The sequence below is a fragment of the Brevibacillus sp. WF146 genome (genome assembly GCF_001673705.2).
GTDB classification, from domain to species: Bacteria; Bacillota; Bacilli; order Brevibacillales; family Brevibacillaceae; genus Brevibacillus; species Brevibacillus thermoruber.
On sequence record NZ_CP109943.1, the window covers coordinates 1,636,318 to 1,657,397 of the forward strand.

Here is a 21,080-nt window from a genome sequence, read left to right on the forward strand (position 1 = left end):
CTTATACGGTTGAATTTGGATAGCGGGAGAACAGAGATGACGATTACATCCATCATTCGGGACGAAATACGCAATCATCCGCGGCGGGCGATTCCGTTTGCGCGGTTCATGGAGCTGGCACTCTACCATCCGGAAGGCGGGTATTACACGTCGACGCGCCCCAAGGTGGGCAGGGACGGCGATTTTTTTACCAGCGCGACGGTTCATCCCGTCTTTGCCGAGACGTTGGCCGACGTGGTGGCCGAGATGTGGCGGACGGGTGGCTGGACCTCCCCGGCGCTGGTGGAGATCGGCGGAGGAACGGGCGCGCTCTCTGGCCACATGCTTCGTCGTCTGCGCGAGACGGTGCCCGAGCTGTATCGGGACATGCGCCTCGTGCTGATCGAGACGAGCCCGTATCACCGGCAGCTTCAGGAGGAGGCGCTGCGCGGGGCAGAGGTGGAGAAGCGCTGGTATTCCAGTCTGCGGGAGGCGGCGGCAGCGGAAGGCGTCGAAGGGGTGATCCTCTCCAATGAGTGGCTCGACGCCTTTCCCGTGCATGTGGCGGAGAAGACGGCTGACGGCTGGCGGGAGGTGTGGGTGACGGAGGCAGACGGCGGATTTGCCGAGGTCCTCGGCGAAGTGACTCCCGCCCTGGCTGCGTGTCTGCGCGATGTGGACAAGTCGCTGCTGCGGGGAATGCGGATCGAGGTCAACTCGGCGATGGAGCAGACGGCCGCCGACGTGTCCCGCCTGCTGAGGCAGGGGTACGTGCTGACCGTGGACTACGGGGATGTGCAGGAGGAGCTGTACCATCCCGCCCGGAAGCGGGGTACGCTGATGTGCTACCGCCGCCATCAGGCGCACGACAATCCCTACGTGCACGTGGGGGAGCAGGACATCACCGCCCACGTCAATTTTTCCGCATGGATGCGCGCAGGCGAGCGGGCGGGGCTGAAGACGCTCGCCTACATGCGGCAGGACCGCTTTTTGATCAAAAGCGGCCTGTTGGAAAAGGCGGTCGCCCATGCGGACACGGATCCGTTTACGAGTCAAGCGATGAAGCGGAACCGGGCGATTCAACAGTTGATTTACCCGGGCGGCCTGGGCGGTCTCTTTCGCGTGCTGGTCCAGGCGAAAGGGATGCCGGACGGTGTGCCGATCCGCTTTTTGCCCTAGCATACCACGGGGAAACAAAAAAAAGATGCTCACGGTGAGCATCTTTTTTTACATGATCATGTTCAGCATGGAGTGCTCTTGCGGACCCACCGGCATGACGAAGAACGTGTAATAGGTGAAGCCCACGAAAGAGACAAACATAAAACAGAAGAAAATGTTCAAGTACACCCGTTCTGTCAGATTCATGTAGCTGAGTGATACGAAGAAGGCGGTCAGTCCGAAAAACAAGAGAGCCATCGGGTACAGGTGCCCCCAGAACGCCATCAGCGCGATCGCCAGCGTCCAGAAGCCGAGTACGCGATACATGCGATCCATCTGTTTCCCTCCTTTTTCCAGCGATTCGGCAAGATTTACAAGATTCCTTCCCCATTATAAAGGACAGGAAGAGGCCTGTAAACGGGAAGGTATGACGGTTTTTTGACGCAGCCGTTCCCATGCATCCGGCCCGCGTCCGGCATACCTGACCCGCCGGATGCGGGCTGAACCGATGCCGACCGAGCCGTGTTGGGGCGATTCGTCGACGTCATCGGGGGAAACGGACCACGGTATAGGTGCAGGACCTGCAGCCTTTGAGCATGGACTCGTCTTCCTGTAATTCAATGTGTCCAAAATAGGTTTCAAATATCCCCGCCAACAGGGCGTTGTGCATCTTGCAGACGGAGCTGGGGAAACGCTTGGCCGTCTCGGAAAACGTGCAGTTGTACACCCGGAAGCGCAGACTTCCGTCCGGCAGCGGTTCGATTTCCGGTTTGAGTCCCTGCGCCACCACGAGCCGGTGGATGTGGGACAACTTCTCTTCCAGCGTAGCGTTTTCCATGTCGATCGGCACTTCCGCCATCGCCCGTTTGGCCATTTCCGTTCCCATGCGGTGTCCCATTTTTACGAGGGCGACTTCCCCCGCCTCCCCCAGGGAAAGCAGGCTTTCGATGGCGATGTCGGCCAGGAGCCGGTAATCGCGAGGAGGAAATTGCAGGCTGACCACCTGATCGGAAAGCGCGTACAAACGGCTGGGACGCCCTCCCTTGCCGCTTTTGTCGGAGTAGGAGGTAAGCAGATGGACGTCTTCCAGCTTGGTCAGATGCAGCCGGGCCACGTTCGGATGGATGGAAAACTGCTCGGCCACGGCCTGTACGGTGACAGGCTCTTTGCTGTTGGAAACAAACTGGTAAATGGAAAAACGGGTGGAATCAGCCAAGGCGCTTGTTAACTTTTGAGCGTCGCAATCCACGCTGGTCCCCCCTTTCACAGTACAAATCACCATTAGTTTAGCCGATTTTCGCGCGGTTGTTAAGGTTGGAGTGTGCCGTGCGTTCGTCGTATTTTTTAAATTTAATACTATTGACATAGTGTTAACACCGCATTTATAATCCGAAGTAGAAAAGGTTTTTTTATTAGCTAACTTTTATATAGTATAATGAACATAGAGCGAGATGGAGGGGAACACAATGGCGGTTGCTGAACGTACTCGTACACAAAAATTGACGTTTTTTACCTACCCGAGCTGTACATCCTGTCGCAAGGCCAAGGCGTGGCTGGCGGAACACGGGGTAAAATACGAGGAGCGGCACTTGTTTAAAAATCCGCCGACGCCCGAAGAACTGATGGAGATCATCAAAAAGACCACCAACGGGCTGGACGAAATCCTGTCCACGCGCAGCCAGCGATTCAAAAACCTGGAAGTGGACATCAACGAAATGACGGTCAGCGAGCTTTTGGAGATGCTGAGTGAAGAGCCGCAGCTCCTGAAGCGGCCGATTCTGACCGACGGGGAAAACATCATCATCGGGTATAACCAGTCGGCCATGCAAAAACTGCTGGCCTAAGCGAACGAGGAGGGAAAACCCCTCCTCTCAGACTGAAGACAAACCGATTGTATCGGAGGAGAAGCATGTTTCCAGGCAGAGCGACTTGTGAGCCCTACCGAGCGGAGCAGCGAGTTGCGGGAAAAAGGAGCGCCACTTTTGAATGGGCTGCGCAGCGTTGCGGCTTTGGCGCTCCCCCGCAAATCGATGCGGAGCGGGCAGTCTATGCTCCATTGCTGGGCGAGCACGGAGCGGATGCCGGAAACGTGCTTCTCCCCCCAGCAGCTGCGTTGTCAGCACACGGAGAGGAGGGAAAACCCCTCCTCTTTTTTCGTTGGGCGGGCGGGATTACAATGAAGGAAAGCAGTTCGCAAAGTCTGCTCGAAGAGGCTGGCTTCTTCGTTGGCAAAAACGTTTGGCCTGCCGGGACGGTGCGTTCGCCTCGGGTGCTGCTCCGCTCTGGAAAAACGGTGAAAGGGATGGGGAAGGATGGAAACGATCTTGTTGGAAAAACGGGCGGGGGTGGCCTCCATCACGCTGAACAGGCCCCACGTCCGCAACGCGATCAGCCTGGAGATGGCGGATGAACTGCGCCAGGCGGTGAGTGAGTGCGAGGAGGACGACGCGGTCAAGGTCCTGGTCTTTACCGGCATGGGCGACAGTTTCGTCTCCGGCGGCGACCTGCGGCAGTTCATGCAGGCCCGGGGGAGGGAACAGGCGCAGCCGATTCTCGACCGCGTGGCCGGGCTGCTCGGCGCGATCGACCGCTGCAGCAAACCGACCATTGCGATGATTAACGGACACGCCATCGGGGGCGGCTGCGAGTTTGCCGTCTCCTGTCACTTTCGCTTCGCCGCCGAGACGGCCATGCTCGGCTTTGTCCAGATCGGCCTCTCCATCACGACCGGATGGGGCGGAGGGTCGCGCTTGCTGGACAAGCTGCCGGAGTCCAAGGCGCTGGCGCTCCTGCTGACGGGAAAGCGGATCAGCGCGCGGGAAGCGGAGCGCTGCGGGCTGGTGGACGCGGTGTATCCCCCGGATCGCCTGCGCGAGGAGACGGAACGCTTCGCCGCCGAGATCGCCGCTCAGCCGCTCGCCGGCATCCGGGCGTACCTGCAGCTTTTGCGCTGGAAGCGGGACGGAATGAGCCTGGACGAGCGCATCCGCGGCGAGGTCAGCCAGTGCGCCGGATTGTGGGGCAGCGACGAACACCTTCGCGCGGTGCAGCGGTTTCTGCGGAAAAACTAGCGGCGTGACCTCCGGGGGGCCCTCCCGTTTAAACCCTTTCGTGTCTGGACATACTTTTTCTAGTAGAAAGCGATTCTACCAGAGTAGGAAAAAGCATAGGATGAATTACATCATCATCCTTTAAAGGTAACGGGAGGGACATCATCCATGGTAGCTTCCAGACAAGATGCATGGACGGAAGACGACGATCTGGTGCTGGCGGAAGTCACCTTACGCCATATTCGCGAGGGCGGGACACAGCTCGCCGCATTTGAAGAAGTGGGGCAGCGGCTGGGCCGCACCGCCGCCGCCTGCGGGTTTCGCTGGAACAGCTGCGTGCGCAAGCGATACGACGCGGCGATCGCGATCGCCAAGAACCAGCGGCAGCAGTTGAAAAAAATGGGCCGGCTGAACGCGCAAAACACCGGGCTCGACTCGGCCGCGTACGCGACCAAGCGGGGGAGCCACATCCCGCAGGGAGAGGGCGCGGCGGAAGCGGACGACGAGCAGCACATCGAAGCCGTCATCCGGCTCTTGGCCAACCAGAAGGACATCGTGCGCCGATTGAAGCAGTTGGAACAAGAATTGGAAGGAAAGAGTGCGGAGATAAAAGAATTGAAAGAGGCCAACGACCGGATGAAACAAGAGCTGGAGCAGGTGCGGGGGGTTAACGAGGACTACAAGGCGCTCGTGCAGATCATGGACCGCGCCCGCAAGCTCGCTTTCCTGCAGGAAGAGGAGGCGCCCAAGGCGATTTTCAAGATGGATGAAAACGGCAACCTGGAGCGCGTGGAAAAGTGAGTGCAAATCGTGCCAACAAAAAAGAAGCGGACGAAACCGCTTCTTTTGTTTTCGACGCGATGGACGGCGCGAATGCCCTCAGTCCTGCAGGCCGACACCTTCGGGCAGCCAGACGTACGGGTTCTCGCCGCGGTCGCGGATCGGGTTGTACTTGACCGGCGTGAAGCCCATTTTCAGCCAGAATTGGTCGGCGCGACAGCGGGAGTTGGTCTTGATGGGCGCACCAAAGCTCTTGGCGTGGTTGACCAGAGCCGTGCCGTAATCCTTGCCGCGGTAATCGGGCAGCACTTCCAGTTTCCACAATTCGTAATAGTCTTGAGCCGGTTTGAAATAGCGGTCGTACTTGCCGTCGATCTTGTACAGGCTCATCCGCGCCACCAGCAGATCGTTGTCGTAGATCCCGTAAAAAGGAGATTCCGAATCGTTCTCCACGATGTTCGCCTCCAGGTCTTCCTTCATGGAAAGCTCCTCCAGGCCAAATTCGCGGAATTTTTGAAACTCCTCCAGGGTCTTGTAATTGATCCGTAAACGTTTTACTTCATACATCGCTTGCCACTCCTCTCACGCGCATTGCCTAACCTCCATGGCCTACCTTCATTATACACCAAAAACCTCCTCCCCGAGCGATTTTCTCGCGTTGATTTCGAGGGAGCTCCAGGAAATGGATTCGCTCTCATGGAAGAAATTTAAATTTCAGCTAGAACTATGGACGGTCTCATGGCAAAATAGAGAGTAGCAAAACAATTTCGAACAATCGCCCCGCATGCGTTGAAAGCGGTTTCGAGCAGCGGACGATTGGTCGCGGAAAGGAGCGTTGCCATGCGCAAAGTACTGATTGCCAATCGCGGGGAAATCGCGCGGCGGATCATCCGCACCTGCCGGGCCCAGGGAGTGGCGACGGTAGCCGTATTCTCGGAGGCGGACCGAAACCTGCCGTTTGTCCGGGAAGCGGACGAGGCCGTCCACATCGGGCCGCCCCCTGTGCCGCACAGCTATCTCAACGTGGAGGCGATCATCGCCGCCGCCAGAGAGACCGGCGCGGATGCCGTCCATCCGGGATACGGCCTGCTGTCGGAAAACGCCGCGTTTGCCCGGCGCTGCCGCGACGAAGGGCTGGTCTTCATCGGGCCGTCTCCCGAGGTGATCGCGCAGATGGGGGACAAACTGACGGCCCGCCGCGTGATGCGGGAAGCGGGCGTGCCCGTGGTGCCCGGCTGCGAGGATCCGGTGAACACGCCGGATGAAGCGGCAAGGGTGGCGGCCGGGATCGGCTATCCGGTCATGCTCAAGGCCAGCGCGGGCGGCGGCGGCATCGGCATGCAGGTGTGCCGCGACGAAGCGGAACTGCGCCAGGCGTACCAGTCGGCCAGGGGCAGGGCCAAGGCGTACTTTGGCAGCGACGCCATGTACGTGGAAGCGTATGTGGAAAGCCCCCGCCACATCGAGGTGCAGATCGCGGGAGACGCGCATGGCACCGTGATTCACCTGCTGGAGCGGGAATGCTCCATCCAGCGCCGCCACCAGAAGGTGCTGGAGGAAAGCCCGTCCCCGTTCCTCGACGAGCTCGCGAGACAGCGGCTCTGCGAAGCAGCGGTGACGGCTGCCAGGGCGGTCGGGTACACCGGCGTCGGCACGGTGGAGTTTATCATGGACGGGAAAAAGAATTTCTATTTCCTGGAAATGAACACCCGCCTGCAGGTAGAGCATCCCGTCACCGAAGAGATGACCGGCCTCGACCTGGTCGCGCTGCAGTTGGAGATCGCCCGCGGCAACGCGCTGCCCGTCGCGCAGGCGGAGGTAAGGGCGCTGCGCCATGCGATCGAGCTGCGGGTGTACGCCGAGGACCCCGTCACCTTTTTGCCGTCTCCCGGCACGATCACGTTCTACCGGCCGCCGCAAATGGACGGGGTGCGGGTGGACGACGGCGTGGAAACCGGCACGCAGGTGACGCCGTTCTACGACCCGATGATCGCCAAGGTGATCGTCTCCGGCACAAACCGCGAAGAAGCGATACGGCGGGCGCAGGAAGCGATGCGGCAGTTTGAGGTCACCGGCATCAAGACCAACATTCCGTTTTTGCTGGAGGTCTTGGGCGACGAAGCATTCCGGCGGGGCGCGTACACCACGCGCTTTGTGGAAGAGCGGAAAGAGAAAACGACGTAAGGAGAGCAAAGCGATGAAAAACGTGACAGCATCCATGGCAGGAACCGTCATCAACGTGCTGGTGCAGGCAGGCGACCAGGTGAACGCCGGCCAGGACGTGGTCGTGCTGGAGTCGATGAAGATGGAGGTGCCGATCCAGGCGGAAGTGGACGGCAAAGTGGCGGAAGTGAAAGTGCATGTCGGGGACTTCGTCAACGACGGCGATGTCATCCTCGTCCTGGAGTAGTTTTGGAATGATTCCAAACTGAGCGCCCGCTAGGAAAGGCAGGTGGCCTGCATGCAGGTGCAGATCGTAGAAGTAGGGCCGCGTGACGGCCTGCAAAACGAAACCCAAACGGTGACGACCGAGGCGAAAATCCGGCTGATCGGCCTGCTGGCCGAGGCGGGACTGCGCCGGATCGAGGCCGGCTCGTTCGTCCATCCGCGCTGGATTCCCCAGTTGGCCGACACGGCGGACGTCTTTCGCCAACTGCCGCGCAGCCCCGCCGTGACGTACAGCGCGCTCGTGCCCAATCTGCGCGGGCTGGAGCGGGCCAGGGAGTGCGGGGTGACGGAGGTGGCCGTGTTCATGTCCGCCTCGGAGACGCACAACCGCAAGAACATCAACAAGAGCATCAGCGAAACCTTCCCCGTCCTCAGGGAAGTGGCGCGGGAAGCGCTGGCGCTGGGCATGCGCGTGCGGGGATACGTCTCCACCGTCTTCGGCTGCCCGTATGAAGGGGCCGTTCCGCTGGACAACAGCCGGCGGGTGACGGACGAACTGCTCGCGATGGGCGTCTACGAAGTCTCCATCGGCGACACGATCGGCGTGGCCACGCCCCGTCAGGTGCAGGAGACGTTCGCGGTGCTTGTGAACGATGTTACGAGCGAGCGCTTGGCCGGTCATTTTCACGATACCCGGGGAACGGGCCTGGCCAACGTGGCGGCTGCTCTGGCTGAGGGAATCCGCACCTTTGACAGCTCGATCGGCGGCTTGGGGGGATGCCCGTACGCGCCGGGGGCGACCGGCAACATTTCCAGCGAAGATCTGGTCTACATGCTGCACGGCATGGGCTATGAGACCGGCGTGGATCTGCAGAAGCTGATCGAGGCGGGCAGCTACATCCAGCGGCAGTTGGGTCGCCCCCTGCCGTCCAAGGTGCTTGCGGCCAGCCTGGCGCAGGCGGAAACCTGCGCAAAGAAAGAGGCGGAAGGGGATACGGCATGAGCGTGCTGCTGCGAAAAGAGGGGGCCGTCGGCGTGCTGACGCTGAATCGGCCCGAGGTGTACAACTGTCTGAACCTGGAGACGCTGTTCACGCTGCGACGGCTGATTGCCGAGATCGATGCGGACAGGGAGATTCGCGCCGTCATTGTGACCGGCGCGGGGGAGAAGGCGTTCTGCTCCGGCGCCGACTTAAAGGAGCGGCGCACGATGACGGACCTTCAGGTGCAGCTCTACATCCGCACCATCCGGGACACGTTCAGCGAGCTGGAGCGTCTGCCCAAGCCGGTCATCGCCGCAATCAACGGCGTGGCGCTGGGCGGCGGAACGGAGCTGGCCCTGGCCTGCGACCTCAGGGTGATGAGCGAGTCGGCCCAGATGGGGCTGACGGAAACGTCGCTCGGCATCATCCCCGGAGCGGGCGGGACGCAGCGGCTGCCGCGCCTGATCGGCAAGGGGAAGGCCAAGGAGCTGATTTTTACCGCCCGCCGCGTCCACGCCGAGGAGGCGCTGGCGATCGGGCTGGTCAACCGCACGACTCCGCCAGACCAGGTGATGGCGTCCGCGCTGGCGCTGGCCGAGGAGATGGCCGCCAACGCGCCGCTTGCGCTCGCCCAGGCGAAGTTCGCCATCGATTACGGGATGGAGGCCGATCTGGCGACGGGACTGGCGATGGAGAGCAGCGCCTACCAGGTGCTGATCCCCACCCGCGACCGGCTGGAGGGGCTGGAAGCGTTCAGGGAAAAGCGAAAACCGGTATATCGCGGAGAATGACGGGAGGAACGGCAGATGAGCAAGCAGTTGGAACAGACGCTGAAAGAACGGATCGCCCAGGTGGAGCAGGGGGGCGAGGAAAAGTACCACGCCAAGCTGAAGGAGCAGAACAAGCTGTTCGTCCGCGACAGGTTGAAGCTGCTGTTTGACGGCGAGTTCATGGTGGAAGACGGCTTGTTTGCCAATTTCACCGCGGGCGACCTGCCGGCCGACGGGGTCGTGACCGCCATCGGCAAAGTAAACGGGCGAACCGTCTGCGTGATGGCCAACGATTCGACGGTCAAGGCCGGTTCGTGGGGAGCGCGGACGGTGGAAAAGATCATCCGCATCCAGGAGACGGCGGAGAAAATGCGCGTGCCGCTGATCTATCTGGTCGACTCCGCCGGCGCCCGCATTACCGATCAACTGGAGATGTTCCCCGGCAGGCGGGGGGCGGGCCGGATCTTTTACAACCAGGTGAAGCTCTCCGGCAAGATTCCCCAGGTCTGCATCCTGTTTGGCCCTTCCGCCGCAGGAGGGGCGTACATTCCGGCGTTTTGCGACGTGGTCATCATGGTGGACAAAAACGCCAGCATGTACCTCGGGTCTCCCCGCATGGCGGAAATGGTGATCGGCGAAAAGGTGACGCTGGAGGAGCTGGGCGGCGCCCGCATGCACTGCTCGGTGAGCGGCTGCGGCGACATTCTGGCGGCCAATGAAGCGGAAGCGATTCAGGCCGCCCGCCGTTACCTCGGCTTTTTCCCGGCCGACTACACGAAAGAGCCGCCCGTGGAAGCGGCCCGGCCACCCAAGCCGGATGCGCGGGACATCAACGAGATCGTGCCGGAAAACCAGAACACGCCCTTCAACATGTACGACTTGATTGATGCGCTGGTGGACGAGGGGTCCTTTTTCGAGATCAAGAAGCTGTTCGCCCAGGAGCTGATCACCGGTTTTGCCCGGCTGGACGGAAAGCCGGTCGGCATCGTCGCCAACCAGCCGCGGGTGAAGGGGGGCGTGCTGTTCGTCGATTCGGCCGACAAGGCGGCCCGCTTCATTACCTTGTGCGACGCCTTTCAGATTCCGCTGCTGTTTCTCGCCGACGTCCCGGGCTTCATGATCGGCACGGCCGTGGAGCGGGCCGGCATCATCCGGCACGGGGCGAAAATGATCGCGGCCATGGCGGAGGCGACCGTGCCGAAGATCTCCGTGATCGTGCGCAAGGCGTACGGCGCCGGCCTGTACGCGATGGCCAGCTCGGCGTTTGAACCGGACGCCTGCCTGGCGCTGCCCGGCGCGCAGATCGCCGTGATGGGGCCGGAAGCGGCGGTCAACGCCGTCTACAGCAACAAGATCCAGGCGATTGAAGACCCGCAGGAGCGGCAGGCGTTTATCATGGAAAAACGGCGCGAGTACCAGCAGGATATCGACATCTACCTGCTCGCCTCCAACCTGATCGTGGACGCCATCGTGCCGCCGAGCGAACTGCGCGGCGAGCTGATCCGCCGCTTCGGCGTCTACGGCAGCAAACGGCAAATCTTCTCCGAGCGCAAGCACCCGGTATACCCGGTGTAGACGCGCCAAACAGACTGTCTTCGGCGAGGAGGCAGTCTGTTTTTTTGTGTGAAAAACGGGCTGTGTCGCAGTTTGAGGAGCGACACGCCCAGTCCAGCGGCGACTAGCCCTGCTGCGGTAGCGACTTCTTCTCAACCTGAGAGGATTTTTTGGATTGACGTTATTTTCACTCCGATTGACCGCTGCTGTAAGCACTTGTTCTGACGTGACCGTCCGGAAGCAAAATGTTCGATAATTTCGATCTTTTGCGCACATTCAATTGAACATTCGCCGCAAACCTGCTATTCTTGAGATAAGTATTGATTAATGTAGGTGAACAAATGCAGTCGGAAGCGATAACTTTCCACCCGGTGGTAATCGGCGGCGGTTCCGTGGGACTGCTGTATGCGGCCCGTTTTTTGCTGAACGGCCAGTCGGTCGAGTTGGTTACCCGCAGCCGCGAGCAGGCCGCGCTGCTGGGCGAACGCGGGCTGTCCCTGTACACGCTGGACGGCCGGCAGGAAACGGTCGCGGTCAACGCTTCTCCGATTGAGGACGGATTGCCGGCCGGCGATCTTTACCTGCTGGCCGTCAAGCAGACCGCCATTGCCGAGCTGCTGCCGCTGCTGCGCCAACTGCCCCGCTCGGCGCGGGTGCTGGCCCTGCAAAACGGCATGGGCCAGCACGAGCGATTGGCGGAGGTGCTGGCGCCTGAGCAGCGTTTTTACGCCATCAATACGGAGGGGGCGCGCCGCCTGTCGCCGACCGACGTGGAACACACCGGCACCGGCCTCCTGCGCGTCGGACCCTGGACGGCTGAGCCTGTACGCGATCCGCTGATTGCCGCGTTTGTCGCCTGGGCCAACCGCTGCGGCATCCGCGCCGAATACGTGGATGCCGTCGAGCCGTACGCCTGGCGCAAACTGCTGGCCAACGCGCTGATCAACCCCTTGACCGCGTTGTTCGAGATTCCCAACGGCATGCTGCTCGATTCGCCGCACACGCTCAGGCTGATGCGGGAATTGTTTGACGAAGCCGCCGCCGTGGCCAACCGCTGCGGTCAAAAAATTGACGAAGCGGACTGGCAGGAAATTGTATCCATTTGCCGAAATACTTCCCGGAATCTTTCCTCCATGCTGCAGGATATCAGACGGCACAACCGGACGGAAGTGGACGCGATCAACGGGTACCTCGTGGAAAAGGGGAAACGGACCGGAACGCCCGTTCCGCTGCACGAAACGCTGCTGCGCGCCGTGCTCCTGAAATCAGGCATGGAAACCGCGAAAGGAGAGGCGGCACATGACCGTTCTGGGTAATCTCTGGTCGTTCGTCTGGGCAGCGCTGACCCATGTGTGGGCCCTGCTGACCGTTTTTCCTTTTCTCGGGTTTCCGCTGGCGTATCTGATCGTGCACGCGTGGAAACGGGACCGGCGGCTGGCGGGCCGCTGGGCGGTAAATATCACGAATTTTTTGTTCATTCGCGCCGTCGTGGCCGCCTATGGCGTGATCTGGCCGGACGCGCTGTCCGCCTGGTGGTGGGTGACCGTGTTTTTCCTCGTGACCGTTGGCTTGCTGAGCTGGCTGCAGGTGAAGTGGAAGGGAAAACTTTCCCTGCGGAAGGCCGGTTTTTCCGCGTGGCGGTTGTCGTTTCCCCTGTTTGGACTGGTTTACGTGGTGCTCTTTGCGATGGGGATCGTCAAGACGATGAGCGTCGTCTGAATCACCGGCGGTACCGATACATATCCTGAAAAGAAAGAAGGTAGGACAATGATGCGGCTTCCCATCGAGTCGATTGGGCACAAGATTCGAACGATTCGGAAAGAGCGTGGCTTCACGCTCGAAATCATGGCCAACAAGACAGGACTGAGCAAGGGCTTGCTCAGCCAGGTGGAGCGCGGCATTTCCCAGCCCTCGCTGGATTCGCTGTGGAAGATCACGAAAGCGCTCGAATCGTCGATCATTCACTTTTTCGAAGACATCGACCAGAAGCAGGTACACGTCACCCGCAAAGAGAAGCGCAGACAGATGATCTTCCCCGAATCGACCGGCACCTACAGCCTGCTTTCCGCCGGCGGCAGCGGCAAATTGGGCATGCTGGAAGTGCGGCTCAAGCCGGGGCAGATGGCGGCGGACAAGTTTGTGCAGGCAGAAGGCGAAGAGTGTTTCGTCGTCATCCAGGGACGCGTGACGGCGCGCTTCAACGACGAGGAGCATGAACTGGAAGCGGGCGACAGCATCTCGTTTGACAGTTCCAAAGCCCACACCATCGAAAATACCGGAGACAGCGAGGCCGTGCTGATCTGGTCGGTGACACCGCCGCAATTTTGAGACAGCACATCCGACAGCACTTTGACAATCCATGGGACGGGTTGTCTTGTTTTTTACGGGAAGGGGGCATGGTATAATTTGCAGTGACATGGCGTAAGAAAGGTGAGCATCGATGAAAATTGAATGCGTTGCGCTTCCATTGGCGAACCCGCTGGCCGATGCGTACCAGCAGGGAAAAGCCGATGCGCTGCAATTTTTTGCGTACCATCCCTACCGTTCCGATTCGTACCGGGAGCGGATCGCGTGGCTCAAGGCCCGGCCGATCCCGCACCGGGAAGAACTGGCGGACGGATTGTATGCCTACAACAGCCAGATCGGCAATCACCCGGAGGCGCTGGCGCAGATTGAAAGGCTGCGATGTACGCAGACGCTGGTCGTCGTCGGCGGCCAGCAGGCCGGGGTGCTGACGGGGCCGCTGTATACGATCTACAAAGCCGTCCACCTGGTACAGGCGGCGAAACGGCTGTCGGCGGAACTGCAGACGGAGGTCGTCCCGGTGTTCTGGATTGCCGGCGAAGACCACGATATTGACGAAATTGACCACCTCTACTGGCTGGCGGAGGGGGGGACGGCTCTGCGCAAAGGGCGGCTGGCTCTGCCGCGCAAAGGGCGTCCGTCGGCCAGCATGCTGCCCCTCGACCCGGACGAGTGCCGCCGCTTTCTGGCCGGGTTTTTTGCCGACCAGACGGAAACGGCGGAAACCGCCGTCATTCGGGATCTGCTGGAAGAAACGCTGGCCGCCTCCGAGACGGTGACGGACTGGTTCGCCCGCCTGATGGCCCGCCTGTTCGGCAAGCACGGCCTGGTGCTGGTGGAGTCCAGCCTGCCGTTTGTCCGCAAGCTGGAACAGCCGATGTTCCGCGCGATCCTCGAACAAAACGAACGGCTGGCCAGCCTGCTGCTGGACGCCGCCGAACGGATTGGAGCGGCCGGATACCCGCTGCAGCTTCAGGTGGAGGCGCATCAGGCCAACCTGTTTCTCTATGAGGACGGGGACCGTTTGCTCCTGGAGCGCCGCGGCGAACGTTTCGTGACGCGGCGCCGCAGCTACACCCGGGAGGAACTGATGCGGCTGGCGGAGACGGAGCCGGAGCGCTTCAGCGCCAATGTGGTGACCCGCGCGCTGATGCAGGAGCATCTGTTTCCCACGCTCGCCTTTGTGGCGGGGCCGGGAGAAGTGGCGTACTGGGCGTATTTCAAAGAGGTGTTTGAACACTTTGGGCTTCGCCTGCCGATCGTGCTGCCCCGCCTGTCGGTCACCCTGGTGGAAGGGGCGATGGAGCGGCTGCTGCGCGAGTGCGGCTTGACCGTCGAACGGATGCTGAAGGATTTTGCCGGGTGGAAAGCGGAATGGGAGGCGCGGCGGGAACCGCACCCCTTGGCCGGACGCTTCGAAGAGGTGCGGGAAGCCCTGCTCGACCTCTACCGTCCGCTCGTGGACGAGGTCGTCCGCCTGGAACCGGGCATGCGTCAGTTGGCCGAAAAGAATGTGGGCATGCTGATGGCCCAGGTGGATTTTTTGGAGAAGCGGCTGCTCCGCTCGCTGGACCAGCGGGAAGACGTGGGCAGGGTGCGCGTGCGGCGGCTGGAGGCGGCGCTCCTTCCCGAGGGAGCATGGCAGGAGCGGAAGCTGTCGTTTGTTCCCTTTGCCAACAAGCACGGACTCGACCTGGTCGACCGTCTGGTGGAAGCGCCGTTAGTGCACGACGGCACGCATCAGGTCATCTATCTGTAAACGCACGGACTGCAGTGCCAAGCCTTTGGGGCTTGGCCATTTTTCGAGCTTCGGCATGTTCATCCGGACCGCCGCCGGCATCACGCGGCGGTCCGCGTCCGGCGGTGTCGCAGCGGGCGTGAGGCAGTCCGCTTGCTGTCGAATGGAAAAAGGTGTTAGTCCCTGTTGTCGAAACATTTTTTGCCCCCTTGCGTCATACAAGTGACAGGCGGAAAACCTGCGAAAGGTGGTCGTGGCGACATGCAGCGCAGTATGCGGCGAGGAATGCGGCTGTTGGCCGGATTGGCGCTGGCGGTTTCGGCCGTGCTGGCCGGATGGGCGGGCGGCGCGGCAACGGCTGCGGCCCGGACGGAAGGCGGGCCGCCGAACGGCGTGTTTGCCGATACGCAAAGCCATTGGGCCGCATGGGAGATCGCCGAGGCGGCCAAGTCCGGCCTGCTGCGCGGATTTCCCGACGGGACGTTTCGGCCCGACGAGCCGGTTACCCAGGAGCAGTTCATGGCGCTGGTGGAACGGGTGCTGCCGCCGTTCGAGGGCCACGAGGCGGATGCGGTCGCGCGCGAACACGATCTGTCCGCCGTGCGCGGACGCTGGTCGGAAAACACGTACGTTCATCTGCTGGCGGCGGGCATCGTTCCGACGGGAAAGCCGTTTGACACGCTGAACCGCTTGGAGGCGGCACGGCTGCTTTTGGCCGCGCTGGGGCACCAGTCGGAAGGAGAGAAATACCGCGGGACCAAGGCCCGATTTTTTACCGACATCTCCCCTGCTGACGAATCCCGGGTGCTGACGGTCTACCCCGTCTACAAGCTGGGCGTGATGACCGGCTACCCGGACGGCGCGTTTCGCCCCGGCGAAGCGGTCAGCCGGGCGCAGGCGGTCGTGCTGCTGGGGCGGGTCAAACAGAAAATCGCCGAGCTCTACCCGGGCCGGGTGACGCCGGACGAGCAGCGGGCGATGACGCAGGCGGTGCGGACGTTTGTGCAGGACGTGATGGATCAGCAAAAGATCCACCGTTTTGACGATCTCCTCCGGTACGTGCGCGAGCGCAAGCTGCCGGTGACGGAGAAGTTTTTGCAGGAACACTTTTCGTTCATGAGGTACGAGGTGTACGATTTCATCCGTTTCCCCCGGTTTGACGAGCTGATCTACTACGCCAAAATCGGCCCGGACAAGTACCGGATGACCGTGCAGTATTACGCCGGGGATCTGGGCGGAAGCGTGGACAAGACGTTTTACCTTTCATCCAAAGACGGCAAAACCTTTCAGTTGATCGGCAAAGACGAATAGAGAATCACGGGGCTGCGGGCGGCGGAACGACGGGCTTTTCTGACAGACAAAGAGGCGGCCGCAACAGAAGCGAGCAGGCTGCGCAGGTGATGTTCCGCACGCGAAACGGCCCCGGTCGAGCAAACGGAGAAGGGAAGCCATTCCGAAGAAACCGGTCCCTCGGCGGCGACGGGATCCGGCGCAGCGTTCGAAGCGTGGGGGGAACTGTGTGCTGCCCGTAACAGACGTCAGCAAATGGCAGGAGCTCAAGGCCCGCTATGAACGGATTTTTCTCGGCACGTCTCCTTTTGAACCCATGTACCAGCGCCATATCGCTGAGATATTGATCGTTTCCCATTGAGGGAATGCACCTGACGGAAGAGCAGTATCACGCGCTGGTGCAGGCTGCTGCGTTCACTGACGATACGGAATTGTACGTGTCCGAAATTGAAATGCCGGATGGGTTTGACAGACGATACGATCCCGAACGCGCTACCCATTGGAAGTCGAGCGCAGCATGTCCGTACCAAGCGTACCGGGATACCACGATCGTGCTGGAAAACGCCTTCTATTCACGTTCCGGCCGATGGGGCGTCATCCTGTCCGCTGAAGATCACGCCGTCGTGGGCGGCTCCAGCGAATTTATGGCGGCGTTTAGGCGTTTCTATCCCCGCTGGCCGTTGGATATGGACGCATTTGCGTCCTGTTGGAGCGAGTACGCCAGGTCCAGAAATACGGATGTGACATGGCTTTCCGCCTATATCGATTACATCTATAAATGAAAAGCACAGGTGATTCGGGGGCGTTCAGAACGCTCCCTTTTCTTCTTACCGATTTGAAAAAGAGTAAGGCGAAGCACGCCTTACTCTTTTTTTCGCGGTGCGCCCGGCATGGGCGGTAGCTATAGGGTGAAAGTCCCGAACGGGGGTTGGCTGTACCAACCGTTAGCCTAAGGCAAGGGTGTCCGCCGCGAGGCGGAATCTGAAGGAAGCCGGCGGCAAAGTCCCGACCTGAGGTACACGAACCCGATTTGAGGCTGTTGTACTTGGGCGAGCCTGCCGCACAAGGTGAAGCCCCATACAGCCAAAGGGTACAACAGTAAATTGGGCAGGTACATGGGACGAAGGCTACCGCTCTTACCCGGGGAGGTCTGCATGGTACGCCTACTATCGTTGGCAACCGCCTCCGTGAGGGGGCGTTGAACATGCAGAAGTCAGCAGAGGCCATAGTACCCCAATCGGGGACGCCTGAGGGGGAAGGGCCGAACATCAAGTCAGCATATGTCCCAACCTCTTTCGATACGGTGTGTCGAAGCAGAATTCAGAACTGGAACTTCCTCTGGAGAGTAGGGGTGAAGCCCCGAGGGTACAGAGAAGGGCTGAGCATCGTACGGCAAGCTTGGCGACATGTGCGCGGAGGAAGGAGTATCGTTATGGATCTGCTGGAGAAGGTTCTGTCTCGGGACAACCTCACGGCCGCCCTCAAACGAGTGGAAGCCAACAAAGGCGCTGCGGGAGTCGACGGTGTTTCAACTGAACAACTGCGCGACTACCTTCGCCTGCACTGGGCGACCATCCGGTCGCAAATCGAGACGGAAACCTACAAACCGACTCCTGTTCGCAGGGTCGAAATCCCGAAACCTGACGGGGGAATACGGTTGCTAGGCATCCCTACCGTGGTAGATCGCTTCATCCAGCAGGCCATCCTGCAGGTATTGACTCCCATCTTTGACCCAGAATTCTCCGATTCAAGCCTCGGATTCCGCCCGGGTCGCCGCGCTCACAATGCTGTGCAGAGAGCGCAACAGTACATCAAGGAAGGATTCCGGTATGTGGTCGACATCGACCTGGAGAAGTTCTTCGACCGGGTCAACCATGACATCCTGATGAGCCGGGTAGCCCGCAAGGTGAAGGACAAGCGTCTCCTTAAACTAATCCGCGCTTACCTGCAATCCGGAGTTATGGTCAACGGAGTGTGCGTCTCAACGGAAGAGGGTACACCGCAAGGTGGCCCCCTGAGTCCGTTGTTGGCCAACATTCTGCTGGACGACTTGGACAAGGAACTGGAAAGGAGGGGACACCGTTTCTGCCGCTATGCGGACGACTGCAACATCTATGTCCGCACCAAACGCGCGGGGGAACGGGTAAAGGCGAGCGTGGAGCGATACTTGACCAGGGTGCTCAAACTCAAGATAAACCAACAGAAAAGTGCGGTAGATCGGCCGTGCAATCGAAAGTTCCTCGGCTTTAGCTTTGCTCCGGGAAAAGAGGCACGGATACGCCTGCATCCCAAATCGATCATCCGGTTAAAAGAACGAATTCGCCAACTGACCAACCCGCATTGGAGCATCCCTATACAGGAGCGAATTCAAAAACTCAACCAATACCTCATGGGATGGATCGGATATTTTGCGTTGGCTGAGGCGAAAACCCACCTCCTGCGGATTGAGGAATGGATTCGCCGAAGGCTCCGTCTCTGCCTGTGGACGCAATGGAAACGAATCCGTACGCGATACCGCGAACTTCGTTCCCTCGGTCTTCCCCACAGCAAAGCACTGGAGATTGCAAATACCCGCAAGGGTGCATGGCGAACAACCAAATCTCCGCACATTCACAAAGCCCTTGGTATTACCTACTGGCAACAACAAGGGCTCATGAGTTTGGTGCAGCGATATTTCGCACTTCGTCAAGCTTGATGAACCGCCGTATACCGGACGGTATGTACGGTGGTGTGAGAGGACGGGGGTTAGTCGCCCCCTCCTACTCGATTTTCCCACAGCAGGAGGGCGGCGGCGATCACCAGCGGATACAGGGCCGACCATCCCAGAAACGGGTAGAGGGCGACCGTGACCGCCAGCGACGTCCACGCGGCCGCCCGGCCGATCCGGCTGTCGTGCAGGAGGCGCACGCCGGCGATACACCCGCCGATGTAGGTGGCAAAAAACGTGGCGTTGGGCAGTTCGATCAGCCGGGCGAGATCGACCCATCCCAGGAACAGCACGCCGAGAACGGCGGCAAAGCAGCACGCCAGGAAGGCCAATCCCCCCACCGGCGTCCGGTAGGTGGCGTGCAGGCGGCCGAACCAGCGGGGAGCGCTCCCTTCCCGGGACAGGGCATAGGCGATCCGGGAAGCGGCCCCGATGTAGGCATTCACCGACGCGACGCAGATAAACAGGGCGGTGACCGCCACGGCCCACCCGCCGACCGGTCCGAACGACAACTGCACCATCACGCTGAGCGAGGCCTCCGACAAGCCGTTGCCGTAGCTGTGGGTAGCCACCGTCATCAGCGCCACGGCCGCGTACAGCAGGGCCACGATGCCGGCGCTCCACAGCACGCCGCGAATGGCGTTTGTTCGAGGATCGACAAATTCTTCGGAGAGGTGCGTCACCGCCTCCCAGCCGATGAAGCACCAGAACAATAATCCCGCCGCCTTTATCACACTCAGCCAGCCGTGGGGGGCAAACGGAGTGAAGTGGGAAGCGGACGCATGCGGCAGCGCGGCGGCGACGGCCAGCACCAGAATCGCCAGAATCAGCGCCACCACCGCAGTCTGCACGCGGCTGGCCACCTGCAGGCCAAACGTGTTCATGATCAGGACGGCGAGCAGGATGAGGCCCGCCATCGCGTACACCTGCGCGTCGCTCCACTTGAGGAGGACGGCCGCGTATTTGGAAGCGGTCACCGCGACGATCGGGGCGCCGATCGGCACCGACAGCAGGAAAAACCAGCCGACCATGTTGCCGAAGCGGTCGCCGTAGGCCATCCGCACAAACGTGGAGACCCCGCCGGAACTGGGATAGCGGGCGGACAGCAGCCCCATGGTCACGGCCATCGGCACCACCAGCACCGACATGAACAGCCAGGCCAGGATGGAGGCGGGGCCGGCCTTTTCGGCGGCCATTCCGGGGATCAACAGCACCCCCGACCCGAGGACGGCCCCGATGTACAGCGCGACGATTTGCGGCAGCGACAGCGTCTTCGACAGACCGGCCGCGTTCGCCGACGTTTTCTCCATGGGCGATCCCTCACTTTGCACAGTGTCATATGCACACGTAGTGTAGCATAGACCGTATCATCGGAGTTATCTATAATATTTGATAGTTTGAATCGGACTTTTCGATAAAAAGGAGGAACCCATGGATATCCGCTATCTGCAAACCTTTCGCGAAGTGGCCAAGTGGCAGAGTTTTACCCGCGCCGCAGAAGTGCTGGGCTACGCGCAGTCGAGCGTCACGACGCAGATTCAAAACCTGGAGCAGGAGTTCGGCGTCGTCCTGTTTGAGCGCTGGGGACGGAAAATCAGGCTGACGCATTCCGGCGAAGCGCTCCTGGCCTACAGCGAGCAGATGCTGGCGCTCTTGGACGAGGCGCGCGCCCAGCTTTCGGAACAGGCGCAGTTGGCCGGGACGCTGTCCATCGGCACGGTGGAATCGCTGGCCGCCTTTTACCTGCCGCCGATCCTGCGCCGGTTTCGGCAGGAACAGCCGCGCATGCGCGTCATGCTGCATCCGGGTATCTGCCACGACCTGCGCCAGGGCGTAAAGGAGGGGACCTACGATTTTGCCGTGGTGCTGGATGGGCTGCAGTGCCAGCCGGAGCTGACCTGTATCAACCTGGGGGAGGAGTCGCTGGTGGTCATCGCCGCCCCCGATCATCCGCTGGCCCGCCGGGAGCGGGTGGAGGCAGCCGACTTTTCCGGAGAGAACTGGATTTTTACCGAGGCGGGCTGCAGCTACCGCTCGATGCTGGAAGCGGTGCTGCGCGACTGCGGCGCGACGATTGAGAACGCGCTGGAGTTCGGCAGCCTGGAAGCGATCAAGCAGTGCGTGGCGTACGGTCTGGGCATCGCCCTGGTGCCCCGGATCGCCGTGGAGGAAGAGGCGCGCAAAGGCACGCTGGCCATCCTGCCGTTCTCCCATCCCGACATCCGCGTCTACCGGCAGATCGTCTACCACAAGAAGAAATGGATGCCGCAGGCGCTGCGCCGCTTTGTGGAACTGTTGACGGGCGGGCAAATGGAGGTATAATCGTCGTGTGAAGCACCAAAGACAAAGCGGAATAGTCCGGATTGCTGGCGGCACATGG

23 protein-coding genes are annotated in these 21,080 nt (G+C 60.8%); 18 read left to right on the forward strand and 5 right to left on the reverse strand.

Features of this window, described 5'->3' with window-relative positions:
* Positions 1–36: 36 nt before the first annotated feature.
* Positions 37–1,158 carry a class I SAM-dependent methyltransferase gene (locus tag A6764_RS08065; RefSeq protein ID WP_065066857.1) on the forward strand — a complete coding sequence of 374 codons (1,122 nt, stop codon included), beginning with the start codon at positions 37–39 and terminating at the stop codon, positions 1,156–1,158.
* 48 nt (positions 1,159–1,206) lie between these two features.
* Here the strand turns inward: A6764_RS08065 and A6764_RS08070 are convergent, their stop codons facing one another.
* A complete protein-coding gene (locus A6764_RS08070; RefSeq protein ID WP_029099924.1) occupies positions 1,207–1,473 on the reverse strand; it encodes a DUF2626 domain-containing protein in 267 nt (88 codons plus the stop codon).
* Positions 1,474–1,681: 208 nt separating this feature from the next.
* Positions 1,682–2,386, reverse strand: a complete 705-nt coding sequence (locus A6764_RS08075; RefSeq protein ID WP_029099925.1) for a helix-turn-helix transcriptional regulator — start codon at positions 2,384–2,386, stop codon at positions 1,682–1,684.
* A 217-nt stretch (positions 2,387–2,603) separates the two neighbouring features.
* On the opposite strand from A6764_RS08075, the gene A6764_RS08080 reads away from it, so the two are divergent.
* The 3 genes from A6764_RS08080 to A6764_RS08090 all read left to right on the forward strand — a co-directional run bounded on the left by A6764_RS08080 (position 2,604) and on the right by A6764_RS08090 (position 4,988).
* Complete coding sequence (locus A6764_RS08080) at positions 2,604–2,981, forward strand: Spx/MgsR family RNA polymerase-binding regulatory protein (protein WP_035289925.1); 378 nt, start codon at positions 2,604–2,606, stop codon at positions 2,979–2,981.
* Positions 2,982–3,449: 468 nt separating this feature from the next.
* Entirely contained in the window at positions 3,450–4,208 is a 759-nt protein-coding gene (locus A6764_RS08085) for an enoyl-CoA hydratase/isomerase family protein (RefSeq protein WP_065066856.1), read from the forward strand.
* Between the two features lie 147 nt (positions 4,209–4,355).
* On the forward strand, positions 4,356–4,988 hold the full coding sequence (locus tag A6764_RS08090; RefSeq protein ID WP_035295264.1) for an RsfA family transcriptional regulator: 633 nt from the start codon (positions 4,356–4,358) through the stop codon (positions 4,986–4,988).
* A 78-nt stretch (positions 4,989–5,066) separates the two neighbouring features.
* On the opposite strand, the gene A6764_RS08095 is transcribed toward A6764_RS08090, so the two are convergent.
* Positions 5,067–5,534, reverse strand: coding sequence for an N-acetyltransferase (locus A6764_RS08095; protein WP_029099929.1), 468 nt, complete (start codon positions 5,532–5,534; stop codon positions 5,067–5,069).
* 273 nt (positions 5,535–5,807) lie between these two features.
* Here A6764_RS08095 and A6764_RS08100 point away from each other — a divergent pair, with 273 nt between their 5' ends.
* The 9 genes from A6764_RS08100 (at position 5,808) to bshC (ending at position 14,724) form a co-directional block, all read left to right on the forward strand.
* Positions 5,808–7,151, forward strand: a complete 1,344-nt coding sequence (locus A6764_RS08100; RefSeq protein ID WP_264622473.1) for an acetyl-CoA carboxylase biotin carboxylase subunit — start codon at positions 5,808–5,810, stop codon at positions 7,149–7,151.
* A 13-nt stretch (positions 7,152–7,164) separates the two neighbouring features.
* Positions 7,165–7,377, forward strand: coding sequence for an acetyl-CoA carboxylase biotin carboxyl carrier protein subunit (locus tag A6764_RS08105; RefSeq protein WP_065066854.1), 213 nt, complete (start codon positions 7,165–7,167; stop codon positions 7,375–7,377).
* 51 nt (positions 7,378–7,428) lie between these two features.
* Positions 7,429–8,358 (forward strand): hydroxymethylglutaryl-CoA lyase, encoded by a 930-nt coding sequence (locus A6764_RS08110; RefSeq protein ID WP_065066853.1) that lies wholly within the window; start codon positions 7,429–7,431, stop codon positions 8,356–8,358.
* Positions 8,355–9,128 carry an enoyl-CoA hydratase gene (locus A6764_RS08115; RefSeq protein ID WP_065066852.1) on the forward strand — a complete coding sequence of 258 codons (774 nt, stop codon included), beginning with the start codon at positions 8,355–8,357 and terminating at the stop codon, positions 9,126–9,128. The genes A6764_RS08110 and A6764_RS08115 overlap by 4 nt, the downstream gene beginning before the upstream one ends.
* Positions 9,129–9,143: 15 nt before the next feature.
* Entirely contained in the window at positions 9,144–10,682 is a 1,539-nt protein-coding gene (locus A6764_RS08120) for an acyl-CoA carboxylase subunit beta (protein WP_065066851.1), read from the forward strand.
* Between the two features lie 320 nt (positions 10,683–11,002).
* Positions 11,003–11,977, forward strand: a complete 975-nt coding sequence (locus A6764_RS08125) for a ketopantoate reductase family protein (RefSeq protein WP_264622474.1) — start codon at positions 11,003–11,005, stop codon at positions 11,975–11,977.
* On the forward strand, positions 11,961–12,380 hold the full coding sequence (locus A6764_RS08130) for a DUF3397 domain-containing protein (protein ID WP_035295258.1): 420 nt from the start codon (positions 11,961–11,963) through the stop codon (positions 12,378–12,380). Before A6764_RS08125 ends, A6764_RS08130 begins: the two co-directional genes overlap by 17 nt.
* A gap of 51 nt (positions 12,381–12,431) precedes the next feature.
* Complete coding sequence (locus A6764_RS08135; RefSeq protein ID WP_029099937.1) at positions 12,432–12,989, forward strand: helix-turn-helix domain-containing protein; 558 nt, start codon at positions 12,432–12,434, stop codon at positions 12,987–12,989.
* Between the two features lie 112 nt (positions 12,990–13,101).
* On the forward strand, positions 13,102–14,724 hold the full coding sequence (gene bshC / locus A6764_RS08140; protein WP_065066850.1) for a bacillithiol biosynthesis cysteine-adding enzyme BshC: 1,623 nt from the start codon (positions 13,102–13,104) through the stop codon (positions 14,722–14,724).
* Here the strand turns inward: bshC and A6764_RS08145 are convergent.
* Entirely contained in the window at positions 14,686–14,901 is a 216-nt protein-coding gene (locus A6764_RS08145) for a hypothetical protein (protein ID WP_264622475.1), read from the reverse strand. The two genes, bshC and A6764_RS08145, sit on opposite strands and share 39 nt — an antisense overlap.
* Positions 14,902–14,964: 63 nt before the next feature.
* On the opposite strand from A6764_RS08145, the gene A6764_RS08150 reads away from it, so the two are divergent.
* The 4 genes from A6764_RS08150 (at position 14,965) to ltrA (ending at position 18,688) form a co-directional block, all read left to right on the forward strand.
* On the forward strand, positions 14,965–16,014 hold the full coding sequence (locus A6764_RS08150; RefSeq protein ID WP_264622476.1) for an S-layer homology domain-containing protein: 1,050 nt from the start codon (positions 14,965–14,967) through the stop codon (positions 16,012–16,014).
* A gap of 208 nt (positions 16,015–16,222) precedes the next feature.
* Positions 16,223–16,354, forward strand: a complete 132-nt coding sequence (locus A6764_RS08155) for a hypothetical protein (RefSeq protein ID WP_255309647.1) — start codon at positions 16,223–16,225, stop codon at positions 16,352–16,354.
* Between the two features lie 4 nt (positions 16,355–16,358).
* Positions 16,359–16,775 (forward strand): hypothetical protein, encoded by a 417-nt coding sequence (locus A6764_RS08160; protein ID WP_065066848.1) that lies wholly within the window; start codon positions 16,359–16,361, stop codon positions 16,773–16,775.
* A gap of 650 nt (positions 16,776–17,425) precedes the next feature.
* Positions 17,426–18,688: a group II intron reverse transcriptase/maturase gene (gene ltrA / locus A6764_RS08165; protein WP_065068426.1), complete on the forward strand. Its 1,263-nt coding sequence runs from the start codon at positions 17,426–17,428 to the stop codon at positions 18,686–18,688.
* 50 nt (positions 18,689–18,738) lie between these two features.
* On the opposite strand, the gene A6764_RS08170 is transcribed toward ltrA, so the two are convergent.
* Positions 18,739–20,010 carry an APC family permease gene (locus tag A6764_RS08170; RefSeq protein ID WP_264622477.1) on the reverse strand — a complete coding sequence of 424 codons (1,272 nt, stop codon included), beginning with the start codon at positions 20,008–20,010 and terminating at the stop codon, positions 18,739–18,741.
* 121 nt (positions 20,011–20,131) lie between these two features.
* On the opposite strand from A6764_RS08170, the gene A6764_RS08175 reads away from it, so the two are divergent.
* The gene (locus A6764_RS08175; protein ID WP_065066846.1) at positions 20,132–21,022 is read left to right on the forward strand and encodes a LysR family transcriptional regulator; all 891 of its coding nucleotides are present in this window, start codon (positions 20,132–20,134) and stop codon (positions 21,020–21,022) included.
* Positions 21,023–21,080 lie beyond the last annotated feature (58 nt).